This window comes from Mesorhizobium sp. M8A.F.Ca.ET.202.01.1.1 (assembly GCF_004791595.1).
Lineage (GTDB): Bacteria > Pseudomonadota > Alphaproteobacteria > Rhizobiales > Rhizobiaceae > Mesorhizobium.
In genome coordinates this window covers 574,790-598,904 of sequence record NZ_SRUN01000002.1, presented here as the reverse complement: position 1 = coordinate 598,904, position 24,115 = coordinate 574,790, and the positions used below count along the sequence as shown (strand labels likewise).

Sequence of the window (24,115 nt, the reverse complement as noted above, 5' to 3'; positions counted from 1 at the left end):
CAACCTGCGTCCCGCGCCTGCCCCGGTAAGCTCGCCATGTAGGTTTTCCGCTCACCGGTATAGAGGTTCATACAACGGAACAGTGCCAGCAATTGCGCACTCGGCAGGAAACTGACGCTATGTGATGCACAAAGGCGCAGCCACTGCGATAGCCGAAAATTTCCGGCAGAATCACTCATCGAAATTCTTCTTGACAAAGGCTCCACGGCAGAGCGATTTTGCGCTAGTCAATATACAGTTTCATTGAATGAAACATTGGCGACCGCCCGAGCACATCATCGACGCCGGGGCCGAGCGGTCCTCTGGTTTCACAACGATCCCTCTCAGCAGGAAATGCAAATGGTTGAAGCACTAAGGCGCGAAGAAGTCAGAGGCGTTATTACACCGATCGTCACGCCGTTTAACCGCGATGAGACAATCGATTTCGATTGCTTTGAACGCGAACTTTCGTTCATGGAAGCATCCGGCATCAGGGTAATCATCATTGGCGGCAGCACCGGATCCGGCAACGAGCTGAACGCCGAGGAGCTGGCGACCTTGATCCGCACCGCGACGACCAAGAGCAATCTGCGCGTCATCGCCGGCATCATCCCCGATACGACCAAGGACGCCATTCACCGGTCTCTGCTTGCGAAAGAGGCAGGCGCCGCCGCGTTGCTACTCTGCCCACCGACTTACAACGGCATGACAGACGAATCGGCGCTTGCATTTATCACAGATGTGGCTGCCGCATCCGAGTTGCCAATCGTCTTTTACGACCACTTCAATTATTCCGTCGATCTCTTGAAGACGATTGCTCGCCTGCCTGAAGTCATTGCAATCAAGTGTGTATTCCAGAACATAGGGGAGCTTGTGCAGACTGTCGGCGATCACGTGACTATAGCTGCCGGCTATGACCCGATCACACTTGCCGGCTATGTGATGGGCGCGGAGGCTTCGATCTGCGGCGTTCACGCGGTATTGCCGAAGCAGAACGTCGATATCTATCGGGCGTTCAAGGACGGCAATATCGCAGAAGCGATGCAGTTGACCAAAGCCATCGGCCCGATTTGCCGCGAAGTCAGTCAGGCAACCAATTTTCCCACCCGCATAAAGTACGCGATCGGCATGCTTGGCCGGGATGTCGGGACGCCCATCCGTCCGCTGGACCGGATTGGCGAAACTGATAAAGCGGCCATCGACGACGCTCTCAGGGTCGCCGGACTGCGATAAGAAGATTTTCTGGGCGGGTCGTCTCACTCTCGAGGTAGACGATCCCGCCTCTCTACAGTACGCGATTTTTCCGCTAGCGATGGCGTCCGATTCTCAAGCGCCGACGCGGGAATCCCTTCTGCCGGGGAATCCAATTGCTCGCGACAGTTGCGCAGTAACCTCGACCAGATGGGCCCCCACGGACGGGATCGCATCGTCAACAACGCGGGTCGTCGGACCGGAGATGCTAATTGCTCCGATCGGTCGACCCGAGGCATCGAATATCGCTGCCCCGACACACCTGCTGCCTATCGTGGCCTCTTCATTGTCCACGGCGTAACCAAGTTCGACGATCTCCGGCAATTCGGCCAGGACCTTGGCTGCGCTGGTCAATGTCCGCGGCGTGTAACGGTCAAAACTGCACCGCTGAAGCAACCGGTTGGCCTCGCCGCGATCGAGCCACGCCAATATGCTTTTGGACAGGGATGACGCATGCCAGGGATTCACTGAACCAACCGCCCCGCCCTGCCTCAGCATCTGTGTTGTCTCGATACTGTCGACGACCACGACTTCCTGGCGGACTAGCAGTGCCAAGTTTATGGTTTCATTGAAGTGTTCATACAATTTCTGCAGATAAGGGCGAGCCACGGCGCGAATGTCACGGCGGTGCAACGCTTTCTGTCCCAGCATAAACAGGTCGATACCCAACGTGTAGCCATTTCCGTCGACGCGCTCGATGACCCCATGGCCGACCAAGCTTGCCAGATATCGCAACGTCGTTGGTTTACCGAGGTCAACCTCCCTGGCGATCGCGGATAGAGACAATGGCCCTTCCGCCTTCTCAAGGACGCGCAGGATCGCCATCGTCCGATCAACAGCGTCGAAACGGACTTTCTCGGTCAAATTTTGTGATGGTTCTGTCAACTAGCCAACTCCGAATGAGGCATGGGCAGACGCCAGCAAAATTGGCCGTTGCCTAAGTCAGCAAGCGCTCAATCAGAGATATTCAGTGCTGAAGCGGTCCCGCTGCCCCAATGCCCGAACGGGAAACCTCGACAATGGGTGAAGCGACTCGTATTTTACACCTGCCAAACAACGATATCACTCACCGAAACATCAGGCAACACAGTCGAACAAGAGTCGATGATTGTCTGACCGCCACCCGACGCGCAGGGCGCCGGCCTTTTCCTTCTCTATCGTTTATCGCAGCGAGGCCGATTGCGCTTCAAGCCGAGGCGGCGTTCGAGAGACCCGCGAACTCGGCACTGTTACCGAATATCTGCTCAATTTGTTCAGGCAGCAGAACACCCTCGTCTTCAACGACTTGGCGCAAATTTCTCTTGCCAGCCAAAGCGCGCTTCGACAATTCGGCAGCCTTGCTGTAGCCGATGAGCTTCGCCAACGGCGTGGCCAAAGCAAGGGATTGGTCCAGCAAGGCTTTGCAGCGATCCTCATCGACTTCGATCCCGTCGATGCAGCGCTCTTTGAAAATCCGCATTCCTTTGGTCAACAACCGCATGGACTGCAGGATATTCAAGACGATCACCGGCTCCATCGCATTCAACTGGAGCTGCCCGGCGCTCGCGGCGAGCGTTACGGCAAGATCATTCCCAATGACCTGGAAACTGAGCTGATTCATCATCTCCGGAATGACCGGGTTGATCTTGCCAGGCATGATGGAAGAGCCGGCCTGTACCGGCGGCAAACGAATCTCCCCAAGGCCGCCGAGCGGTCCGCTGCTCAGAAGACGGAGATCGTTGCAGATCTTGGTCAGCTTGACCGCAATGCGCTTCAGCATGCCTGAAAAGGAGACAAACCCGCCGGTGTCGGACGTTGCCTCGATAAAGTTGCGCGCGGCGATAAGCTGGATTCCGGATATCTGCGACAGATGACGGCAAACGATGCCGGGGAATTCGCGGGGCACGTTGATCGACGTGCCGATCGCCGATCCGCCGAGGTTGATTTCCAGCAACAACCTCGATGCCGATTGAAGCTGGATGATGTCCTCGTCGATCAGTTCGGCAAAGGCCCCGAACTCCTGCCCGACTGTCATCGGAACGGCATCCTGAAGCTGAGTTCTGCCGACCTTCAGAGCATTTGCGTGCTGCAGCGCTTTCGCGCGGAAGGCCTCACGCAAACCGACCTGTGCGGATACCAGCCCCTCGCAGGCTCGCAGCACAGTGAGGCGGATCGCGGTCGGATACACATCGTTGGTCGACTGGGAGAGGTTTACGTCGTCGTTGGGGTGGAGTCTTGTATAGTCGCCAACGGCTGCGCCGAGCTTGATCAAGGCCAGGTTCGTCACAACTTCGTTGACGTTCATGTTCGTGGACGTGCCGGCTCCGCCCTGCATCATGTCCACGGGGAAATTCTCTTCGATCGCACGGAGTCCGATCAGTTCGTCACAGGCGTCCGATATGGCCTCTGTCTTTTCGGGCGAAAGCAGGCCGAGTTCCATGTTCGCCAGGCCGGCGGCCTTTTTCACCATGGCCATCGACTGGATGAGCTCGGGGAAATCCCTCAGGCGCAGCCCGGATACATCAAAGTTCTGTTCCGCCCGACGGGTGTGCACGCCGTAGAGCACATTGCCAGGGATAGCGAGCGGTCCGATCAGATCGGATTCGATGCGTTCGACAAACATGATTGCTACCTCTCTCAGCACAAAATCCCGGCACGACGCACCGCCTCATCACTTGCCTCTGGACAGCAGATCGGCTTGACGACCGCAGGCGACGCCTTCACCTCTGCTTTATTGCGGCGCCAGCTTTGATGGCGAGGGCCGCGACGGTCAGTGCGGGATTCACAGCCGCCGATGTAGGCAGCACCGAAGCATCGGTTACATAGAGGTTTGAGATTTCGTGCGAACGGCAATCCGTGGACACGACCGACGTCTGCGGATCGTTTCCAAGTCTAGCGGTGCCGCACTGATGCGAGGTCGTCTTCCTGCCGAAGGTTCGGGTGAGCACGATGGGGAAGCCAGCCGTGCGCATGATGTGACGCGTTTTGCGGATGAGGGTCTCGTGCGCCCGCATGTTGCTGCGCACCCAATGCATGACGATGCGGCCGTTGCTGACCGTGACGCGGCTGTCGGGATTGGGCAGGTCCTCGCTGGTCAGGAACCAGCCATAGCAATTGCGGGCAATCAGTCCGGCCAGCCAGCGCGGCAGCAATGGTGCGTTGGCCTTCAGGATGTTTCCCGTAATGTGTCCAAGCAACTGGACGTTTCCCAGCGGAAATCCGGTCTCCGGATCGGCATTGTAGAAGTCGTTGAACGCAAGCGTCTTCTGATAAACCGATGTATTAGCGGATAGCGGATCGATCGCCAGCATGGCGGTGGTGTTGTGGTTCATGAAATTGCGGCCGAGTTGGTCGGAGCCGTTGGCCAGCCCGCGCCGGTGCGCGGCATTGGCAGACCGCAACAGCAGCGCCGCGGTCTGGACGGCGCCGGCCGCAACGGCGAAAACGCCAGCGCTGATGCGCTGCTCAACGCCATCCTTCACAAACACCGCGGCAATCACCTGCTGACCGGCCGGATCAGTCTCCAGGCGCAAGACATTGGCCCCAGTCAAGAGGCTGACATTGCCATGCTTGAGCGCCGCCGCCAGCGGGCCGGCCTCGGCATCGATCTTGCCGGATCCGGTATTGGGAAACGCATCCCATCCGGTCTTGGCGCGGCGAAGCCATTCATCGATGTCGATGGCCAGAGGAAGACTGGAGGGGTGCACTCCTGCCCCGTTCAGGCGAGCCCGCACAGCGGCGATGGCCGGCTCGTCCTGCACCGGGGGAAAGCGGTAGGGGCTTGAGCGCGGCGGCTCGGTCGGATCCTGTGAGGCATCGCCGCGCACCTTGAAGATCGTCTCGGCCCGCTCGTACCACGGCTCGAGTTCGTTATAGGTGATTGGCCACCCTGGCGAGGCGCCATCCATGTGAGGGCGAGGCGAGAAATCTTCCAGTCTGTAGCGGTACAAGACCGCGCCAAAGAACTTGGAATTACCGCCGACATAGTAATAATTGCCCGGAAGGAAGGCCTCGCCGTCGGTCCCAACCCACTCTTCGCTCGATCGGTAAAATCCCTTGAGGAATATCGCTTTGTCGTCGCGCGCCTCGGGGGTATCCCGAAGGTGCTCGCCACGTTCCAGGATTACGATGCGCCTGCCGCTATCGGCAAGGCTGTAGGCCAGGGACGCGCCTCCGATCCCTGACCCGATGATGACGATATCTGCTGTCTGATCCAAGTCGGCGCCTCAATCTATTCGTTGTTCGGTCTCAGCATCGAACAGCACGATCTTGGCAGTTTCGACAGCGAGGGTCGCGGGCGTGCGGGCTGCGACGGCCCGTGGTGGCACGCGCGCCGTGACCTCGACGCCGCCTGCCTGGAACAGGGCAAGCGTGTCGGGTCCGGTGGGCTCGACAACGTCGATGTTTACTGACAACTTTTCCGCAGACTGCGCGCCGGCGACGCTGAAAAGTTCAGGACGGATCCCGACAAGGACACTGCGCCCGGCGTATTTGGCGGCCGCCTGCGATGAGACCGGAATTCCGGCGAGTTGAGTTGGCGCCGCTCCAGGGATGTCGATCACAGCCACCGCGCGACCTTCTTTCACCTCGAGCTTCGCCGGAATGATGTTCATCGATGGCGAGCCAACGAACTTGGCCACGTACACGTTTGCCGGCCGGTCGTAGACCGACTGCGGATCGTCGAGGTGCTGGACCACGCCGTCCTTCATCACGGCGACGCGCGTTGCGAGCGTCATGGCCTCGATCTGGTCGTGGGTGACGTATACGATGGTTGTTCCCAATCGTGCGTGGAGACGCTTGATCTCCGTGCGCATGTCGACGCGTAACTTGGCGTCCAGGTTGGAGAGAGGTTCGTCGAACAAGAACAGCTTGGGTTGACGCACGATCGCGCGACCCATCGCTACACGCTGTCGCTGGCCACCGGACAGTTGCGACGGCTTCCTCTCCAAAAGATGTGTCATCTGGAGCAGGTCGGCCGCGGTCTTCACGGCTTTATCCCGCTCGGCCTGCGACACTCCGCGTATCTTCATGCCGAACTCGATGTTCTGGCGCACAGTCATGGTGGGGTACAGCGCGTAGGACTGGAACACCATCGCGATATCCCGGTCTTTCGGCGAGAGGTCGTTGACCACCTTGCCGGCGATACGGATTTCTCCGCCCGATATCTCTTCCAGGCCCGCGATCATGTTGAGCAGGGTGGACTTGCCGCAGCCCGAAGGGCCGAGCAGTACCAGGAAGTCACCGGTTCCGATGGAGATGCTGACCTCTTTCAGAACTTCGAGGTCACCATAGAGCTTGCGGGCACGATCGATTTCAAGAGTTGACATAGCATCAGCCTTTCACGGCGCCGGCGGTAAGGCCGCGCACGAAATATCGTCCAGCGACGACGTAGACAAAAAGGGTCGGCAGCGCGGCGATCATGGCGGCAGCCATGTCGACGTTGTATTCCTTGCGCCCCATCGAGACGTTGACGATGTTGTTGAGGGCTACGGTGATGGGGGCATTCTCACCGGCGGTGAATGAGGCACCAAACAGGTAGTCGTTCCAGATCTGGGTGAACTGCCAGATGCAGGACACGACGATGATCGGCAGGGCCGCCGGCAGCATGATCGATACGAAGATCCTGATGAAGCCGGCACCGTCGATCTTCGCCGCCCTGACAAGTTCATCGGGAATGCTGACGAAATAGTTGCGGAAGAAGAGTGTCGTGAACGCGATGCCGTAGACCGTGTGGACCAGAACGAGCCCCGGCAGAGACCCGGCGAGACCAAGGATTCCCAAAGTTTGCGCCATGGGAAGAATCACGGCTTGAAAAGGCAGGAAGCAACCGAACAACAGCAGCCCGAAAATCACGTTTGAGCCGGGAAACCGCCATTTGGTAATGACGTAGCCGTTGATCGCGCCGATGCCGGTCGACATAATCACGGCCGGGATCGTCAACAGCAGCGAGTTGATGAAATAGGGTTTCAGTCCTTTGCAGGCGGTCCCGTTGCAAGCCTCCGACCAGGCGGTGCGCCAGGCGTCGAAGGTGATTTGCTGCGGCAGACCGATAAAAGAGCCGGCATAGATCTCGTCCAGATGCTTCACCGAAGTGGTGATCATCACCCACAGCGGCATCAGGTAGAACGCGGCCATGAAGAACAGGCTGCCGTAGATGACGGCACGACCGATTCGATGCTGCCGACGGAAGGATGCGGCTTTAGTAGCCAAGGGCGCGGGATTGGTGGCCAAGGACGCGGTATTAGTGGCCATCGCGGGTCTCCTTCAGCTCTGAATAGAGATACGGAACGATGATCGCGGCGACGGTCATCAGCATCATCATCGCACTGGCTGCACCGACGCCCATCTGGTCACGCCGGAAGGTGGCGGAGTACATGAAGGTGGAAGGCATTTCGGTTGCGGAACCGGGGCCGGTGTTGGTTAGCGCCAGAATAAGATCGAAGCTCTTGATTGCGATATAGCTGAGCAGGACGATCACGCTCAGGAAGGCGGGGCGCAGCATCGGCACGACGATGGTCCGGTAGATCCGCGGCAGGCTTGCACCCTCGATCTGGGCGGCCTTGATGACCGAATTGTCGATGCCGCGCAGGCCCGCCAGAAAGATCGCCATGGCGAAGCCGGTCGATTGCCATACAGCGGCAATCACCACGCAATAGATCGCGAAGGTCGGCTGTGCGATCCAGTCAAACACGAAGCTGGTCCAGCCCAAATCATTGACCACTTTCTGCACGCCCAGAGCGGGGTTGAGAATCCACTTCCAGGCCGTGCCGGTGACGATGAAGGACAGCGCCATCGGATAGAGAAAAATCGCCCGCAATGTGCCTTCAACGCGGATCTTCTGATCGAGAAGGATTGCCATCAACAGTCCGAGGCCGGTTGTCAGTGCCAGGAACAGTGTTGAAAAGACGAACAGGTTGAACACCGCCGTGTGCCAGCGCGGCGTCGACCACAGACGGACATACTGGTTCAGGCCGACGAAATCGTATTTCGGCACGATCATGGAAGACGAGAGCGAAATCCAACCCGTCCAGCAGATGAACAGGTAGACCGCAACCAGCACAACCAAGAGGCTGGGCGCCAACACCAGCCGTGGCAACCAATTCTCGATACGGTTCGACAAAGGGGTGGATCTGCTCATCGGCTTGCCCTCAGGTTGGGTCAATGGAGCTGCGAGGAAGCGCTGCCGGGACCTCATGGGAGGCATTGCCCCGGCAGCGAACGCACGCCTCAGCGTGCGTTGTTGATCCCGTCGACCAGGGATTTGACCGCGTCTTCCGCGCTCATATCGGTGACGAAAAACTTTCCGACGACGTCCTGGAACACGCCGGAGAACCGGGGCTCGACGGCAAAGCCGTCGGTGAGCGATCCGTAGATGGCGTTGTTCTTTATGGCAGCGACGCGGTCCGAAAAGCTGCGCTTGGCGCAGTCGTCAAAATCGTCCATCGCCACATCGAGACGAGCCGGGATCGAGCCCTTGATCAGATTGAACTTCTTCTGAACCTCGGGGTCCATGATCGCTTCGGCGACCGCGTCCTGCCCTTTTTCGATATCGGCATTTTTGATCTTGAAGCCGCCGAAAGTATCGAACACGAACTTGTAGTTCGGCGTTGCGGTCGGTGTCGGGAAGCAGAGGAAATCGACACCCGGCTTCATCCCCTTGGCAAGGAATTCGCCCTTCGCCCAGTCGCCCATGATCTGCATGCCTGCCTGGCCGTTGGCGACCAGATTGGTCGCAGCCGCCCAGTCACGGCCGGTGAAGCCGGCGTCATGCAATCCACGCACCTTGCCCAGCAGTTCAAACGTCTTGATCATCTCCGGGCTGGACAGCGCCGTTTCATCGAGATCGATAGCGGCTTTCTTGTAGAAATCCGGGCCGTTCACGTCGATGAGCATGGACTCGAACAGCTCTTCGATCTGCCAGCTCTCGTCGCTCATTGCGATCGGCGTAACGCCAATCGCCTTCAGCTTTTCGGCACTGGCAATAAGCTCGTCCCAGCTTGTGGGAATGGCGATTCCGGCCTTGTCGAAGACGGCCTTGTTCGCCCAAACCCAGTTCTGGCGATGCATGTTGATTGGGGTCGAGAAGAAGGTGTCATCCTGCTGCAGGAATTGCAGCATCACCGGCGGAAGGGCGGCTTTCCAGTTGTTCTTGGCATACAGGGCATTCAGCGAACGCAGCACGCCTTCCTTGGCCCAGCCCAGTCCTTCGAAGCCGAGGAACTGCATCACCGCAGGCGGATTGCCGGCGGCGACACGAGTGCGCAGTGCCTGCTGGGCGTTGGCACCGTTGGCGCCGCCGACCGCGCTATCCTGCCATTCGAAGCCCATGGTCTTGAGCTTGTCGGTAATCACCTTCAGGGCCCCGACCTCGCTCGCCGACGTCCAGACATGCAGGCCTTCGATTTTGGTTTGTGCCATTGCCTGGCCCGCAAACGGCAGTCCGAGGGCGGCGGCGAGCAGCATTCTCTTGAGTTTGGTCATCGTTATTCCCCTGTTGAGGTTTGAAATGCCCGGTCGCATTTTCGCTGTTATCGGGCGGGTTGGAGTCAGCTTGGATCAGCCGGCATGGCGTAGCCGACGTTCTTTCTGCCGTAGCGGCGGACCCGGATGTTGGCTTGTTCGGCATGCCCCGCGAACCCTTCCATCAGGCACAGACGCGAGCCGTACTCACCGATCAGGGCCGAAGCCTCGTCGGTCAGGATGCGCTGATAGGTGCAGGTCTTGAGGAACTTGCCGACCCAGAGCCCGCCGGTGTAGCGCGCGGCCTTGTTGGTCGGCAGCGTATGGTTGGTGCCGATGACCTTGTCGCCAAACGACACGTTCGTGCGGGCACCCAGAAACAGAGCGCCGTAGTTCTTCATCTTCTCAAGGAAATAGTCCGGATCACGTGTCATGACCTGGACATGCTCCGAGGCGATGCGATCGGCCTCGGCCACCATCTCGTCGATCGTATCGCACAGGATGATCTCGCCGAAATCCTCCCAGGCCTTGGCCGCGACAGCCGCGGTCGGCAGGATTTTCAGCAAACGCTCGATTTCATCCAGCGTGTCGCGGGCAAGTTTTTCGGAATTGGTGATCAGCAAAGCAGGCGAGTTGACGCCATGCTCCGCCTGGCCAAGCAGATCCGTGGCCACGATCTCACCGTCGGCACTGTCGTCAGCAATCACCAGCGTCTCGGTCGGACCGGCGAAAAGGTCGATGCCGACCTTGCCGAACAGCAGCCGTTTGGCTTCTGCCACGTAGGCATTGCCCGGGCCGGCCAGAATATCGACGGGAGCGATCGTCTCGGTGCCGTAGGCCATGGCGGCGATCGCCTGGACGCCGCCTAGGCAGTAGATTTCGTCCGCACCGGCGAGGGCCTGGGCGGCGACAATCTTCTCGGCGATCTTGCCCTGAAACGGAGGGGCGCAAGTGATGACGCGCTCGCAGCCAGCCACTCGGGCGGTCAAGACGGTCATGTGGGCCGACGCAAGCAGCGGATATTTGCCGCCCGGGACATAGCATCCGACATTCTGGATCGGGACGTTCTTGTGACCCAGAACGACTCCCGGCAGCGTTTCGATCTCCAGATCGAGAAGGGTCGCGCGCTGGGCTTCGGCGAACCTGCGAACCTGGTCCTGCGCGAAATCGAGATCCTCGCGTTCGCGCTTGGTCAACGCGTTGATGCATCCGTCGATCTCGGCCTTGGTCAGGCGATAGTCATCCCTGTCAAACTTGTCGAAGCGGACGGATAATTCGCGCACCGCCTTGTCGCCGCCCTTCTCGACCTGGGCCAGCAAGGCCTGAACCGTCGCAGTGACTGCCGGCTGACCATCGTCTGCGACACTGCCTCGGGCGGACTTGACGGTGCGTATCATGACAATAACTCTTCGTTCGCGAGCGCGTGGGCGCCGCATCCTCAACGAGATGGGTGGTGAAGTGTGAGGACGGGGCCGGCCCGCCCTCAGGTCGATCCTGCTACAGGTGCTGCTCGCGGGCGCGCATCTCGGCGTAGCCGGCCTGTTCCTTTTCGTAGTAGGCCGGCGACGGGAAATCCCACCAGCCGGTCGCGAACGGTCCCGCCGCGTCGCGCGAGACAATGACCTCGACGAGAGCCGGGCCGCCGCATTCCAGAGCTGCCTTCAGGCTGCTTTCGAGATCTTCATCCTTCTCGACTTTCCAGGCTTCGAGCCCGAATGCGCGGGCGGAGGCCGTGATATCGGCAGAGTAAGGCTGGCCATTGCCGGAATGATGGGTAAATTCGGAAGCGATGTGACGGCCCATGAACTTGCGCTGGCCACCGCGGATCGACATGTAGCCCGAGTTGTTCAACACGAGGAACACCACATTGATGCCGTTCATCACGGCGGTGCCCATTTCGGGCAGCGACATCATGAAGTCGCCGTCGCCAACGATCGCCACGACCTGACGATCCGGGCATGCGAGCTTGGCGCCCAACGCCGCCGGCACCGCCCAGCCCATCGGCGAATAAGAGCCTGAAGTCAGATGAGTGCGAGGCTCGTAGACCGGGAAGCTTTGCTTCACCGAACCCTGGGTGTTGCCCGAACCGACAACCACAATGCCATTGCGGTCGAGGACCTTGCGCAAAGCGACCAGGGGGCGCTGCGACGTGAAGGGCGTTTCGCGGCTGTTTTCGCGCGGCGACACCTGGGCGATCCAGTCGGCCTTCGCCTTCTGGACGTCGGCCAGGAATTTCTCACGCTTCGCCAGGGCCTTCTTGGCATCGGCCTCGGACAGCAACGCCAGAATTGCCTCCAACGCCACCTTTGCGTCGGAAACGATGCCGACCTCGGTAGGATAGGTTTTGCCGATCTCGCGCGGGTCAAGATCGATGTGGATCAGCTTGCCCGGGGGGATCGAGAACGAAACGCCCTTGGCGTAGGAAGACGCCGACCAATCTGTAAAGCGGCAGCCTACCGAGATCACGACGTCCGCGGACGCGGTGATCTTGTTGCCGCAGGTCGTGCCGGTCTGGCCGACCGCGCCGATGAAGAGCTCGTGATCTTCCGAGATGGCGCCCTTGCCGTTCCAGGTGATCGAAACTGCCGCGCCGAGCCGCTCGGCCAAACGCGTCAATTCATTCGAAGCGTTGGCCGTGATGGCGCCGCCACCGGCGACGATGACCGGCCGTTCGGCGCTCAGGAGAACTTTTACCGCCGCCTCGATCGCGCTCGGATCCGGGTAGGCCACACCAATGGGCAGGCGCTTGTCCAGCGGATGAATGCTCACATCAGCCGCCTCGACCTGCACGTCCATCGGTACCTCGACGTGCACGGGGCCCGGACGGCCGGTGAGCATCTCGTTGAAGGCGCGATGCATGATGGTTGGCAGAACCTGGACGGATTGCGCCTGCCAGGCGCGCTTGGTCACCTGCTCGGTGATGCGCGCAAAGGCGTTGTCCTGCTGACGTTCGATCTCCTGCATGGTCCCGTGGCCATGCATGTAAGTCTGTGGCGAGCCCGAGACATAAAACAAGGAAGTCGAGTCGCAGTAGGCTGTCGCCAGGCCAATGATCGTGTTGGTAGCGCCCGGCCCGACCGACGTCGAACATGCCATGGGCTTACCGCTGGCGCGGAAATAGCCGTCGGCCATGTGAACGGCGCTCTGTTCATGCATGACCTGGATAAAGGGCAGTTGCGAGCCTTCCTCTAGAAAAGCATCGAACAGGGCCCAGATGCCATGTCCAGGTACGCCAGCCACATATTCGACGCCATATTCCTTGAGCGCTCTTGCGACGATCTGCCCACCGGTCAGTTTCATTGTTCGACCCTCTTATGTTTTGGCTTACGAGGCGTTGCGAGATATGCTCCTCGTCCATGCTTTCAATAAGCAGCCATGGAAGGCCTTGCGACAAGTTCGCAGGGTACGTTTATTTGAAGCAATGTGACGCGCTATCAGAGAAGACTTGCGACAGTACGCGTTGACCCGTTCCCGCCGCCGATTGGCGAATTATGCCGAGACTGGCTCGTGCCACGCGCAACACGCTTCCGGAATCCGCGAGATTTTCGACGCGATGTAATGCGATAAGTGCTGCATATCGCGCAAGAATTCGCGCCACCGCGAAATTCCGCTTGCACAAGGCGTATGGCTTGCTTGCTGGTATTGTCAACCACTTACGACGGTGGAACCCATGTCGAAGCGCAACCAGATTATCCTGCATGCCCTTGTGGCGCGATACGGCACGCTGGCACTTGATCTCGATATCGCACACCTGACCGGTTTCGACGGGCTGGAAGCATCCGGCGCCAAGATTCGCGCTTTCCTGGACGCTGGTTTCAATTCGCAGGATTTGCGGCGCCTTATCGGCGATACTTTCATCCCAGGAGTTGGATTTCTTCTCGACGTGGAACGCTACGGCGACGCTCGAAAGGACCTGCTGAAAGACGCGGAAGCGTTGACTGACCTTGCCGCGGCGGTTGGAGCAAGGGGCATTCAGGTCATTACGGGTCCAATCAGTCTCGAGGCGCTCGATCCCACCAGCGTTACGCGGCGACCTGATCTCTACCGAGGCGTTGTTGGCCTGCCGATAGAGGAGCAGATCGACATTACGGCGTCTGGATTGGCCTCGGTCGCCGACGTTGCCGCCCAGCGCAACTTGGTCATCTACCACGAAGCGCTGTCCTGGACGCCGCTCAACACCCTCGACAGGCAGCTTCGCACCATCAGGAAAGCAGCGCGCGACAACATACGTCTCGTCGTCGACTTCTGGCACTGTTACACCTCAGGCGACGGTCCCGAACAAATCTCGCGATTAGACAAGGATCTGATTTACGGCGTGCACATCTGCGACTCTCTCCCGTTTGCGGGCGGGGTTCCCAACGAGCCCGTACTGCGCGACGTGGAAACAGGCAAAGGCGCCCTAGATCTCAGAGAGTGGGTGACTGCCGTGAAGTCCACCGGCTACGATGGCTGGTGGAGCTGCGAGCTGTTCTGCAACAAGCAGCATCAGATGAACAGCTATGAGGTCGCACGCGATCTCAAAAATCTCATGCAGGATCTTGTTGAAGGTCCTTCGTAGTCGATCGTCGAGGCTTCAATTTGAACCGCCCTATGCGCGGTGGATCACCGTGCCCTGCTTGCTAAACAATTCGAGGGTCTCGGCAGTTAGGTGGCGCCCGACCACCAAATGGTCGATCTCTCCAGGTCCCGCAACCTGAAAGGGTGCAACCCTTGACACCCTGTCGATTGCTGCAAAAACCACCCGAACGGCGCTTCGCCTGCACATCACGCGTTTGATCTCTGCCTCGGCAAGGTCGAATGCGGTCAGGCCGACGGAAGCATCTATGGCACAATCGCCAGCGAAGAAGAGATCGGCATGGAACTGCTCCAACTGCGAGAGGCAGACGGGTCCAAAAGAGCACCCTTTATCGTGGTCGTATAAGCCGCCCAACAGAACAACGCGCGCTTGACGATGCCCTGCCAATGCCGTCGCGACAGACGGAGCGTTCGTCACAACCGTCAAGGCCATGTCACGGGGCAAAGCGCCAGCGCATGCCACGCTTAGGGCTGCGTGATCCATCAGGATCACTGCGCCGGGCTCCACGAGCCTTGTTGCGGCAGCAGCCAGCACCGCGAGATCGGTGGCGGAGATTTTCAACCGCTCGCCTCCGGTGCCGGCCGCCGATGCCTTGGCGAGCGCTCCGCCGTAGACCCTGCGGCAAATCCCGGCTTTGGCAAGGTCGCGAAGATCGCGGCGTACGGTGTCTTCCGACACACGGAACTCAAGCGCTAGCGCATTGGCCAGGACCTTGCCTTGCTCGGCCAATCTATCGCGTATGATCGCCTGACGCTCTTCCGAAAGCATCATCCAGACCTCCCAGGCAGATCATGGGCAGCTTCCAATTTCGTCTTCATCGCTAGAGGATATAACTCCCTACCGTCCCAAGCCACAATGTCATCATGAACCGGCGCTGCCTGTCGAGCCAAGGGCGCTGCTCATCGATCATGTGGTCGACAAGTCTCACTACCTGCCGCTCACCGACGCAATTTCGCACAGTCATCATTCCTGACGCATTTGGACGTCCATCTCCGACGCGGGAAAAGGGGGAACGGGTCGCGGAACATCGTATCCACCATACCAACCCGTGCTGTCCGACCGCTTACGGGGCGCGGATACCATCGCGGCTGAGCGGCGCTCAAATGGGAGTCTGGACTCGATGCACGATGGACAGCGATCTAGGCGCATCGCGTCACTGTGCGTCACAGATTGGAACCGTGCGAACTTGTCGCTTGATCTAGCGAGTGGAAGGGTACCCTGGGACTTTTCCTCGGCGCCGCCGCTGTCGAATTGGAAGAGTACAACATCCGTCTCCGACCGGTCCAGACAGTGGCCGAAATGCGCAATGGGTACCTATGAGCCTTCTAACGAATGACATCCCCCGCAAACGTCGTCTTCGCGCCGGAATGGTGGGAGGCGGTCGTGGTTCATTCTTTGCAAGTCGCCACCGAACTGCCATGCGGCTTACCAATCGTTTCGAACTTGTAGCTGGCGCTTTCTCGTCCGACCCGCAAACATGCGTTGAAGCGGGCGACGCGCTTGGGGTGGCTGCGGACCGCAATTACCTCAGCTTCCAAGACATGGCGGCCTCCGAAGCAGCACGCGACGATGCGATCGAAGTCGCGATCATCGTCACGCCCAATCATCTGCATTTCGAACCGTGCAAAGCGTTTCTCGACGCGGGCATTCCTGTCATCTGCGAAAAGCCGCTGGTCCACTCGTCGGAGCAGGCGCGCGAGCTTCAGCGGATAGCGGCGGCCAATGACACGTTCTTTGCCGTGACATACACCTATACAGGCTATCCCATGGTCCGAGACGCGCGCGCTCGTATTCGCGCGGGCGAGATCGGGCAGGTTCGCTTCATGCACGTTGAGTATCTGCTCGAATGGTTGGTCAACGACCCCTCGAAACTGGGCAAGGGCGGGATATGGCGCGGCGATCCGGCAAAGGCGGGACCGACGGGCGCGCTGGGGGATATCGGCACGCACGCTTTCAATATCCTCGAGTTTGTGTCCGGGCTCCGATGCACAGCACTCAGCGCCAACCTGATGCGAACCGTCGATTCCTTTGGGTTGGACGACACTGACTTGATCCAGCTGGAATTCGAGGGCAACGCCAACGGCGTCTTGTGGTCCTCCTTTGCCGCTCCTGGCCATCGCAACGGCCTGCGCTTCAAGATCGTCGGCTCCAAGGCCACCATGGAATGGCGGCAGGAGGCGCCGGAAACGCTTAGCGTCTTCCGTCTTGGCCAAGGCGACCTCACCTATCGTCGCGGAAACGGCGACCTGTCGGCCGACGCGAAACTGGCGACCAGCCTGCCGGCCGGCTCTCCCGAAGGCTACCTCGAAGCGCTCGCTGTCTTGTACAGCGACTATGCGACGGCGCTTGAGGCAGGCCGAAACTGGCGAAAAGCGCTGCAGGTGCCGGTTCCCGATATCTACGAAGGGCTAAGGGGCGTCCTGCTGTCCGAGATCAGCGTCACGTCGTCAGCGTCGAAATCCTGGGTCGCGTTCCCGGCTTCCTGACGTAGACAAACACCAAATAATTGGACCCTGTCCTCTCAAAGCAAAAACATCAGGACTGAAAAAATGGATGACCTCTCCCGCGACGCTTATGCAGTGCTCCTGCCCGCCTATGACAAGGTCGAGTTCACCGAAGGATCGACCTCTTTCTTCAGTGCCGGCGGCGTCGCTTCCCTTCTCGGATCGACGCGCGAGGAATATGTGGCACGTCGCATGTCGCCAGTTAGGCAGCAATCGGAAACGCAGCAGCTTCTCCTGGATTACCACGATCGCGCGCGGGCGCTTGCCGGCGACGTGCTGATCGCAATCGATTACGAACTGGGAGGGGTACACCGCCTCCACACCCTCGGACCCCAACTTCCTCATCCGCGCGAAGTTCTGGAGATGAAGGAGACCGAGATCGAGCACTTTGGTGTTGAGGCCGCTCGCGCCGCCAAATCCTGCGGCATCAACTTCTTCCTGGCCCCCGTCGTAGACCTGGTAACCGGAAGCAATCCCTGGCTGCTTGACCGCACCTTTTCCGTGGATAGCGACATAGTCAGTAGCGCCGCGTCGGCATTCATTAGAGGCGTACAGAGCCAGGGGGTGGCGGCAACAGCAAAGCACTTTCCCGGCCATCCCCATGTGCCTGAAGACCCGCACGACAGCGCGACTGTGTCGGTCACTGCCTCGCTGGACGAGCTCAAACCCAATCTGAAATGCTTCGACGCGGCCATTGCGGCGGGTGTGCGCGCCATCATGACCGGGCCCATACCGGTCGATGCAATCGATCCGACCGAGCCTTCGTCGACTTCCGCGAAGGTGGTCGCGATGCTTCGCGGTGCCCACAGGTTCCGTGGCCTGATTGTTTCGGACGATCTCGATCTGCCTGGAACGTTGCGCGGCCGCACGGTTCCGGAAGCCGCGATGGCGTCGCTCAAAGCCGGCGTCGACCTTCTTCTGTTGGCGGGCGGGCCCCAGGTCGATGAGGTGGCAAACACTATCATCGCCAGTGTCCGCGCCGGCAAACTCGAACGAGGTGTCGTTGCCCGTGCGGCGAGCGCGGTGCGTCTGCTGGCTGGGGATTCTGCTCTGTCCTTGCAGGCGGCCTGAGGACCGACCGGTCGCGCAAGCCTGCGCTGGATGAAATTGCCCGGTGCTTGTTCTAGACAGACAAGAGGGCGCACCTCAAAATTGAAACTCGATCCAGCGTTTGACCCAAGGCGGCAGCCGCATTCGACTAGTTGGAGATGGAACCCATGTCAAAGCTCCCGGACTCGTCCTTCCTGCACCATCTGGCTGATTTGGCGGACGCCGAGACCCTGCCCCGCTATCTGGTCGACCTCGCCGTAGAGACAAAGGTGAAGGCTGGATACAGGTTCGATCCGGTGACCGAGGCAGATCGCGAGGCCGAAATCGCGTTGCGTGCCGCCATAGTGAAAGAGTTCCCGGACCACGCGGTACTCGGCGAGGAATTCGGCGAGACGGGCGGCGGCAGCGACTGGCGATGGGTCCTCGATCCCGTTGACGGAACGCGACCTTTCATCTGCGGCATTCCGGTCTGGGGGACGCTCATCGGTCTAACCAATCGCGGCCACGCCGAGATGGGGATGCTCAGCCAGCCCTATATCGGCGAACGGTTTTGGGCCGACGCAACGGGCGCATGGCGCCAGCGCGCCGGCGAGCGAAAAGCACTCAAGACGCGCAACATCGACAATCTCTCCGACGCCATTCTCCACACCAACTCGCCCGAACATTTTCATGGCGATCTGAAGGCTGGATTCGAACGGCTGAACAGCGCGGTGAAGATGACCCGGTATGGCGGGGAATGCTACGCTTTTGCAATGCTGGCCGCGGGTCGGATCGATCTATCGCTTGAGCCGTCCCTGCAGCCCTACGACATCGTGGCCCTGATACCGATTATTGAAAAGGCAGGCGGTGTCGTCACCCGTATCGACGGTGGCCGCGCCGAAGAGGGAGGGCCGGTCCTGGCCTCAGCAACGCCTGCGCTGCATCGGTTGGCGTTGAATGAGCTTGTCGGCACGGCATAGGCCGGCTTCGCGGTAGCGTTGGACTACAGCCTCGTGCCGTGAAGGCTCCGAGACTACATCTGGATCATGTCGGACCCGTCACCGAGGTACTGCAGCACTTCCCTGGGGATGCTCGGGTCGCCCCTGTCGATCACTGTAAGCTCCTTGAGGTGACGGCGCTGGAGCAGGCCTGGTCCTTTGTAGTGCAAAGCGACCTTCGTTGAGTAGGGTTGGCGAAAGGCATTGGCCGCGATGCCGCTAGCAATGCCGAACATGAAGCGCTTGGCGTTTCGTTTCACCTGGGCGTAGACGCCGAAGGTGAGCTCATTGCTCTGAATGCCTTCGAAATCGGCTGTGAATAGCCTGTCCGCCACCGGAAAACTAAAACCATAGTACTTAAAGACATATTCGGTTTTTCCCGGCTTGTCGAAGCTCGGAAACCGTTCAATATAGTAATGCTGCAGAAACTTATCCGATCTGTACAAGCAGAATGCCGATTTCAGGATGAAGCCTTTGTAGATCGAAGAAAACTGATACCGGTCATAAACACCCAGGATCTCGGAATCCTGAACGGTGCTGTCAAAAACAATGTTGGAGAGGAAATTCACAAACTCAGGCAAATGCCGGGCAGTCGACATTGCATGAAAAAAATTGCCGTCGATCAGCGTCCGAAATTCCTCCGGGTTGGAGAAAAGGATCGGGACGCTCAGCCCGAAGAAGTTCGCGATCGTGCGCAGGTTGGCGCTCGACGGTACGTGGGCGCCGGACAAATATTTGTTAAATTGTTGCCGGTTGACGTTTAATTTGCGACAAACGGCAGCCACAGACCCGTGACGGTCGCAGAGGGTTCTCAAATTCGCCGCCAGCGCGGCATTATCCCCTGCGAGGTGGTTCAATCTGGCGGCCTTCCCGGTGACGCGACTAGACGCTCTGTGTACGCCACATTAATGCAGAACTCAATCAGATGCGAAGTTGGCTCCGCGACGCGAATTCGCCCATACTTGGACCGAATAAGGAGCGCCCGGCATGGCAACTCACGGCAAGACGGGGTGGTCGGTTATGGGCACCGGCACCATCGCCTCGGAGCAGATGGTCGCCGGCATCAGGGCGCAAGGGCATACTCCCCTGTGGGTGGTCAGCCGGCGCAAACTGGACGCCGCGCATTTCGCCCAGGACCTGGATATCCCACAGTGGACAACCAACTTGTCGAATGCACTCGGCGACCCTGACGTCGAGTTCATCTATGTCAGCGCGCGGATAGGGCGCCGAGGGCACTATATCGCTGCCGCGGCGGAGGCCAGGAAGAACGTCCTTTGCGACGGTCCCATCTCTGAAAGCAGCAAGACGGCGGCCGCTTTGGTGCGAATGTGCGATACGGCCGGGATCGTGCTTGCCGTACATCACCCGTTCCGGGCTTCGGCGATCCACCAGACCATGCGCAGGCTGATCGTCGACGGCGAAATCGGCAAGGTTCAATCGACCCTTATAACACGCGAGGGACCATACAAGCCGACAGCCAAGCGCAGGATGGACGATCTCGAAAGCGACAGCGACATCTATCTCGACATGTCCGTCGACGACATCGACCTGGCTAGATTCCTCACGGGCGCGGAGCCTCAGGAAGTTTCCGCCCTCGGTGCGAATGAAGGCAATGGTCCTAACCAGATTTCCTATGCTTTCAAGCTCGACGATGGCAGCATATTCCAAACGTTCGAGAGTTTCGCGATCATGGACATGGAAAGCACGGTGGTGGTCGCCGGCGATCGCGGCACACTGATCGCCCATGGCACGCTGAACGGGAAGGCTTCGGGTACGCTCATGCGACGCCATGGCGCCAAGAATGAGCTCGTTCCGGTTCGCGACGGAGACTCCCATGTCGCGACCGTCGAGGATTTTGTCAGCGCCGGGGAGCGAAAAATGTCCTGGCTGGCGCGAGGCTCGGATAATGTCGCGGCCCTGCGGGCCGCCGAGGCGGTGGCCACGGCTGCGACAAAGCGCCGAACAATCGCAATTCGGCCGTAACCTGCAGAGCCTGGCTGTCGAAATGACAGCCGGGCAGGTTGCTCCGCCGATCACTCGCTGCGGGGGTCAGGCTGACATCTTCCCTTCATACCCCATGGCGCGCGATATCTGATCCGCGATCTCGGCAACGCGCCTGCCCGTCGAAGGGAGATCCTCGTCGGTGACGCGCGCGATCGGCCCGCTGATGCTGATCGCGCCGAGCGGGCGTCCGGCCTCATCGTAAACAGGTGCCCCGATACAGCGGCCACCTATCGCCGACTCCTCGTTGTCGACCGCAAAGCCCCGTTCCCGTATGAGCGGGAATTCGCCACGCAGTTGGTCCAGCGTGACGAGGGTATTCTGGGTGTAGCGGGGTAACCCCGATGAATTGATGAGCCTGTTAACTTCATGCGCATCCAGCCGGGCGAGTATGGACTTTCCCAAGGAGCTGGCATGCCACGGATTCGTCACGCCGACTGACGCCCCCTGACGCAAGGTTTGCATGGCCTCGATACAGTCCACGACAACGAGTTCATCGCGCAGCCAGAGAGCGAAGCTGACCGTCTCGTTGAACTGCTCGTGCAGGGTTTCGAGATAGGGACGGGCTACAGTTCGCACATCCCTTCTATGGAGGGATTTCTGCCCCAGAATATAGAGCCCGATGCCCAGGACATAGCGGTTGCCGTTTACCTTGGCGATAAGACCATGACCGACAAGACTGGAGACATAGCGCGACGTCGTTGGTTGGCCCAGCCCGACCTCGCGGGCAATCATTGACAGCGACATCGGCTGGTCAGCCCGTTCGAGAACGCGTAGAACGGCAACCGCCCGATCGACTGCGTCGAAACGGGCACTCTTCTGCTCATCGGTGGCAAGGTCGGTGGGCAAGATCGCTCCGGCGAATCTCCATGACAATCGCCCTCTTGGTGCTCCAAGAAGAGGTTGCCGTCAATTAAGGCGCGGCGCGGCTTCCAACAACATCCTCGTGTAGCGATGCTGCGGCGAATGGAGGACTTCGTTCGTTCGCCCGGCCTCAACGATGTCCCCGTCCTTCATGATTATGATGGACTGAGCGATTTCCGAGACCAGCGGCAGGTTGTGCGTTATGAACAACATTGCAAGACCATCCTTCTTCAGATCGAGCAGAAGCTCGACGACCGCTGCCTGCACAGACACGTCTAGAGCCGAGGTAATCTCATCGCAGACCAGGAGCTTCGGTTTCAACGCCAGCGCCCGGGCCACCGCGACGCGCTGACGCTCGCCTCCGGACAGATCCGCGGGATAGAGGTCGATTACTCTTTGCGGCAGTCGAACGCGGTCGAGCAGCGACCGGACCTCCGCACCAACCCTCGTCTTGTCTGTCATCCCGGTCAGGCGAACGGCGCGGGCAATGCTTTGAGCAATCGATTCCTTGGGGTTGAGTGAGCGGTCAGGGTTCTGAAACACGATCTGCATGGCACTCAGATCAGCTTTGGAGCGGCTCGACACGGCGAAGGGTATCGAATGGCCTTCAAACAACAAGCTGCCCGTGGCATTGCCATGCAAACCCGTCACGCAGCGGCCTGTCGTGGTCTTGCCGCTGCCGCTGCCGCCGACCAGCCCCACGCATTCGCCTTTGCCGACCGAGAATGAGATGCCGTGGACAACTTCGACGTGGCCATGCGACGCGCGCAGGTTCTTCACCTCGAGGACGTTCCGGAATGCAAGGAAGTTGACGGTCGTGTCATCCGCCGCAGGACCCGGGCTATCGGTCACCAGTCGCGGTATGGCGTCGAGCAGCATGCGCGTATAGTCGTCGCGCGGCTCCGCGAAAACCTGCTTGCGGCCACCTTGCTCAACAATCCTGCCGGACAGCATGACGGCCACCCGATCGGCCACGACGTTCACGACCGCAAGGTCGTGAGTTACATACACCACGCTGGCGTTGCTGGACTTCACCAGCCTGGCAATCAGTTCAAGGATCGTCTGCTGGGTAGAGACGTCAAGGCCCGTCGTTGGCTCATCCATCACGATCACTTGCGGTGACGTCATAAAGGCCATGGCAATGGCGATGCGTTGAAGTTGTCCGCCGCTCAACTCGAAGGGATAGCGCTTCAAAAACCGTTCATCATCGGGGAGGTCGACGTTGCGCAGAGCTTCGGCCAGCAACGGCTTCACGCCAGGCCCCGAATGGCCATGCGCGGTGAGAAGCTCGGCCATCTGCTTGCCGATGGACATTCGCGGACTGAAGCTGGTGGTCGGATTCTGTGGAACCAGCGAGACCTTACCGCCTTGAAAGGCACGCCTCTCGCGCCCTGAAAGCGAGAGGATGTCGGTGCCGCCAATCATGATCTTGCCCGACGAAATGCGCATTCCCGGTCGCGCAAAGCCAAGCAAGCTAAGCGCGACAGAGGTCTTTCCAGATCCCGACTCGCCGATGATGGCCAGAACCTCGCCGCGCTTGACGGCAATGGATACGTCGCTGACGATCTCGCGGCCGTTAAGATCGTGCATGAAAAGCGATTGCACGACGAGCGGAATTGCTTCGGCCATTTCAAATCTCTTTCGAGCGACCGACCGAGCGCGCAAAGCTGTCGGTCAGAACGTTTACGGCAACGGAGAAGACGGCAATCGCAAGCGCCGGCGCGATGGCGATCCATGGCGAGATGGTGATGCCGATCCGGTTTTCGCTGATCATCAGGCCCCAGTCGGCGGCCGGCGGCGGCAGGCCCAGACCCAGATAGCTGAGGGAGGCGTAAAGAATGATCGATCCGCAAAGCCGCACACCGAAGTCGGCGAGAACCGGCGTCAGCACGTTGGGAAGGATGTCGAGAAAACAAATCGCCGTCCAACTTTCTCCGCGGGCGAAGGCAGCCTCCACATATTCGTTCTTGGAGATATCCATCGTAATCAAACGCACGATGCGGAAGATGCGGGGAGAATGCAGGATCACGATGCCGACTATGACGGTTGGGAGGCTCGGCCCGGTCGAGGCGAGAAGCACCAAGAGGAAGATGGCCGGCGGCAAGGCATAGATGACATCGGAGATTGCGATCAGCAGGACATCGAGAGGCCCCCGCCGCAGCCCGGAATAGATGCCCAACGGCACGGCCACTATATAGGCCGCGACGGTCGCGCACAGTGCGACAACGAGCACCGTCCTGCCGCCGTAGAGGAAACGGCTGAAAGTGTCGCGGCCGAGGAAATCGGTTCCGAGCCAATGCTCGTGCGTTATGGGCGCGAACGGAGCGCCGACGATTTCATCAAAGGCGTATGGGCTGAAATAGGGTCCAAGCGTTGCAAGGGCGACGATGACCAGGACCAGGACCAGGGCGATGCGGGCGGCGGGCTTGGCCAGCGTAAGGCGCAGGACAGAGGTGGACATGGACCGATCTCCC

The 24,115-nt window shown here is 59.7% G+C and carries 20 protein-coding genes; 6 read left to right on the top strand and 14 right to left on the bottom strand.

The window, feature by feature from the left end:
• The first annotated feature begins 339 nt into the window (after window positions 1–339).
• Window positions 340–1,212 carry a dihydrodipicolinate synthase family protein gene (locus EN845_RS07610; RefSeq protein ID WP_167531282.1) on the top strand — a complete coding sequence of 291 codons (873 nt, stop codon included), beginning with the start codon at window positions 340–342 and terminating at the stop codon, window positions 1,210–1,212.
• Between the two features lie 93 nt (window positions 1,213–1,305).
• Here the strand turns inward: EN845_RS07610 and EN845_RS07605 are convergent, their stop codons facing one another.
• From EN845_RS07605 to EN845_RS07565, 9 genes are all read right to left on the bottom strand, one after another.
• Window positions 1,306–2,115, bottom strand: coding sequence for an IclR family transcriptional regulator (locus tag EN845_RS07605; RefSeq protein WP_245511669.1), 810 nt, complete (start codon window positions 2,113–2,115; stop codon window positions 1,306–1,308).
• Window positions 2,116–2,416: 301 nt separating this feature from the next.
• Window positions 2,417–3,832 carry an aspartate ammonia-lyase gene (locus tag EN845_RS07600; protein ID WP_127870963.1) on the bottom strand — a complete coding sequence of 472 codons (1,416 nt, stop codon included), beginning with the start codon at window positions 3,830–3,832 and terminating at the stop codon, window positions 2,417–2,419.
• 97 nt (window positions 3,833–3,929) lie between these two features.
• Window positions 3,930–5,426 (bottom strand): GMC family oxidoreductase, encoded by a 1,497-nt coding sequence (locus EN845_RS07595; RefSeq protein ID WP_127870962.1) that lies wholly within the window; start codon window positions 5,424–5,426, stop codon window positions 3,930–3,932.
• Between the two features lie 9 nt (window positions 5,427–5,435).
• Window positions 5,436–6,536, bottom strand: a complete 1,101-nt coding sequence (ugpC, locus tag EN845_RS07590) for a sn-glycerol-3-phosphate ABC transporter ATP-binding protein UgpC (protein ID WP_127870961.1) — start codon at window positions 6,534–6,536, stop codon at window positions 5,436–5,438.
• Between the two features lie 4 nt (window positions 6,537–6,540).
• Window positions 6,541–7,461, bottom strand: a complete 921-nt coding sequence (locus tag EN845_RS07585; RefSeq protein ID WP_245511668.1) for a carbohydrate ABC transporter permease — start codon at window positions 7,459–7,461, stop codon at window positions 6,541–6,543.
• Window positions 7,451–8,347 (bottom strand): sugar ABC transporter permease, encoded by an 897-nt coding sequence (locus tag EN845_RS07580; RefSeq protein ID WP_127870960.1) that lies wholly within the window; start codon window positions 8,345–8,347, stop codon window positions 7,451–7,453. Before EN845_RS07580 ends, EN845_RS07585 begins: the two co-directional genes overlap by 11 nt.
• An 89-nt stretch (window positions 8,348–8,436) precedes the next feature.
• A complete protein-coding gene (locus EN845_RS07575; protein ID WP_167531281.1) occupies window positions 8,437–9,690 on the bottom strand; it encodes an ABC transporter substrate-binding protein in 1,254 nt (417 codons plus the stop codon).
• Window positions 9,691–9,755: 65 nt separating this feature from the next.
• Window positions 9,756–11,066, bottom strand: a complete 1,311-nt coding sequence (hisD, locus tag EN845_RS07570; protein ID WP_127870959.1) for a histidinol dehydrogenase — start codon at window positions 11,064–11,066, stop codon at window positions 9,756–9,758.
• Between the two features lie 100 nt (window positions 11,067–11,166).
• Complete coding sequence (locus tag EN845_RS07565) at window positions 11,167–12,969, bottom strand: thiamine pyrophosphate-binding protein (RefSeq protein ID WP_127870958.1); 1,803 nt, start codon at window positions 12,967–12,969, stop codon at window positions 11,167–11,169.
• 370 nt (window positions 12,970–13,339) lie between these two features.
• Here EN845_RS07565 and EN845_RS07560 point away from each other — a divergent pair, with 370 nt between their 5' ends.
• A complete protein-coding gene (locus tag EN845_RS07560; RefSeq protein ID WP_127870957.1) occupies window positions 13,340–14,227 on the top strand; it encodes a sugar phosphate isomerase/epimerase family protein in 888 nt (295 codons plus the stop codon).
• A gap of 30 nt (window positions 14,228–14,257) precedes the next feature.
• Here EN845_RS07560 and EN845_RS07555 read toward each other — a convergent pair whose 3' ends face one another.
• Complete coding sequence (locus tag EN845_RS07555) at window positions 14,258–15,016, bottom strand: DeoR/GlpR family DNA-binding transcription regulator (protein ID WP_127870956.1); 759 nt, start codon at window positions 15,014–15,016, stop codon at window positions 14,258–14,260.
• A gap of 545 nt (window positions 15,017–15,561) precedes the next feature.
• Between EN845_RS07555 and EN845_RS07550 the strand changes: the two genes are divergently transcribed.
• The 3 genes from EN845_RS07550 to hisN all read left to right on the top strand — a co-directional run bounded on the left by EN845_RS07550 (window position 15,562) and on the right by hisN (window position 18,758).
• Window positions 15,562–16,731 carry a Gfo/Idh/MocA family oxidoreductase gene (locus EN845_RS07550; RefSeq protein WP_127871038.1) on the top strand — a complete coding sequence of 390 codons (1,170 nt, stop codon included), beginning with the start codon at window positions 15,562–15,564 and terminating at the stop codon, window positions 16,729–16,731.
• 63 nt (window positions 16,732–16,794) lie between these two features.
• Window positions 16,795–17,820: a glycoside hydrolase family 3 N-terminal domain-containing protein gene (locus EN845_RS07545; protein ID WP_127870955.1), complete on the top strand. Its 1,026-nt coding sequence runs from the start codon at window positions 16,795–16,797 to the stop codon at window positions 17,818–17,820.
• A 146-nt stretch (window positions 17,821–17,966) separates the two neighbouring features.
• Complete coding sequence (gene hisN, locus EN845_RS07540) at window positions 17,967–18,758, top strand: histidinol-phosphatase (RefSeq protein ID WP_127308846.1); 792 nt, start codon at window positions 17,967–17,969, stop codon at window positions 18,756–18,758.
• Between the two features lie 53 nt (window positions 18,759–18,811).
• Here hisN and EN845_RS07535 read toward each other — a convergent pair whose 3' ends face one another.
• A complete protein-coding gene (locus tag EN845_RS07535; RefSeq protein ID WP_127870954.1) occupies window positions 18,812–19,633 on the bottom strand; it encodes a helix-turn-helix transcriptional regulator in 822 nt (273 codons plus the stop codon).
• 130 nt (window positions 19,634–19,763) lie between these two features.
• On the opposite strand from EN845_RS07535, the gene EN845_RS07530 reads away from it, so the two are divergent.
• Window positions 19,764–20,759 carry a Gfo/Idh/MocA family oxidoreductase gene (locus tag EN845_RS07530; protein ID WP_127870953.1) on the top strand — a complete coding sequence of 332 codons (996 nt, stop codon included), beginning with the start codon at window positions 19,764–19,766 and terminating at the stop codon, window positions 20,757–20,759.
• 66 nt (window positions 20,760–20,825) lie between these two features.
• Here EN845_RS07530 and EN845_RS07525 read toward each other — a convergent pair whose 3' ends face one another.
• The 3 genes from EN845_RS07525 to EN845_RS07515 are packed head-to-tail and all read right to left on the bottom strand — an operon-like array spanning window position 20,826 to window position 24,102.
• The gene (locus EN845_RS07525) at window positions 20,826–21,626 is read right to left on the bottom strand and encodes an IclR family transcriptional regulator (RefSeq protein WP_245511667.1); all 801 of its coding nucleotides are present in this window, start codon (window positions 21,624–21,626) and stop codon (window positions 20,826–20,828) included.
• 60 nt (window positions 21,627–21,686) lie between these two features.
• Entirely contained in the window at window positions 21,687–23,270 is a 1,584-nt protein-coding gene (locus EN845_RS07520) for an ABC transporter ATP-binding protein (RefSeq protein WP_245511666.1), read from the bottom strand.
• A 1-nt stretch (window position 23,271) separates the two neighbouring features.
• On the bottom strand, window positions 23,272–24,102 hold the full coding sequence (locus EN845_RS07515; protein ID WP_127870952.1) for an ABC transporter permease: 831 nt from the start codon (window positions 24,100–24,102) through the stop codon (window positions 23,272–23,274).
• Window positions 24,103–24,115 lie beyond the last annotated feature (13 nt).

Bases quoted from the DNA above. Each gene is read 5' to 3' on its own strand.
- EN845_RS07610 (WP_167531282.1), top strand. From the start codon at position 340: ATGGTTGAAGCACTAAGGCGCGAAGAAGTCAGAGGCGTTATTACACCG.
- EN845_RS07600 (WP_127870963.1), bottom strand. From the start codon at position 3,832: ATGTTTGTCGAACGCATCGAATCCGATCTGATCGGACCGCTCGCTATC.
- ugpC (WP_127870961.1), bottom strand. From the start codon at position 6,536: ATGTCAACTCTTGAAATCGATCGTGCCCGCAAGCTCTATGGTGACCTC.
- EN845_RS07585 (WP_245511668.1), bottom strand. From the start codon at position 7,461: ATGGCCACTAATACCGCGTCCTTGGCCACCAATCCCGCGCCCTTGGCT.
- EN845_RS07580 (WP_127870960.1), bottom strand. From the start codon at position 8,347: ATGAGCAGATCCACCCCTTTGTCGAACCGTATCGAGAATTGGTTGCCA.
- EN845_RS07575 (WP_167531281.1), bottom strand. From the start codon at position 9,690: ATGACCAAACTCAAGAGAATGCTGCTCGCCGCCGCCCTCGGACTGCCG.
- hisD (WP_127870959.1), bottom strand. From the start codon at position 11,066: ATGATACGCACCGTCAAGTCCGCCCGAGGCAGTGTCGCAGACGATGGT.
- EN845_RS07565 (WP_127870958.1), bottom strand. From the start codon at position 12,969: ATGAAACTGACCGGTGGGCAGATCGTCGCAAGAGCGCTCAAGGAATAT.
- EN845_RS07560 (WP_127870957.1), top strand. From the start codon at position 13,340: ATGTCGAAGCGCAACCAGATTATCCTGCATGCCCTTGTGGCGCGATAC.
- EN845_RS07555 (WP_127870956.1), bottom strand. From the start codon at position 15,016: ATGATGCTTTCGGAAGAGCGTCAGGCGATCATACGCGATAGATTGGCC.
- EN845_RS07550 (WP_127871038.1), top strand. From the start codon at position 15,562: ATGAGCCTTCTAACGAATGACATCCCCCGCAAACGTCGTCTTCGCGCC.
- EN845_RS07545 (WP_127870955.1), top strand. From the start codon at position 16,795: ATGGATGACCTCTCCCGCGACGCTTATGCAGTGCTCCTGCCCGCCTAT.
- hisN (WP_127308846.1), top strand. From the start codon at position 17,967: ATGTCAAAGCTCCCGGACTCGTCCTTCCTGCACCATCTGGCTGATTTG.
- EN845_RS07530 (WP_127870953.1), top strand. From the start codon at position 19,764: ATGGCAACTCACGGCAAGACGGGGTGGTCGGTTATGGGCACCGGCACC.
- EN845_RS07520 (WP_245511666.1), bottom strand. From the start codon at position 23,270: ATGGCCGAAGCAATTCCGCTCGTCGTGCAATCGCTTTTCATGCACGAT.
- EN845_RS07515 (WP_127870952.1), bottom strand. From the start codon at position 24,102: ATGTCCACCTCTGTCCTGCGCCTTACGCTGGCCAAGCCCGCCGCCCGC.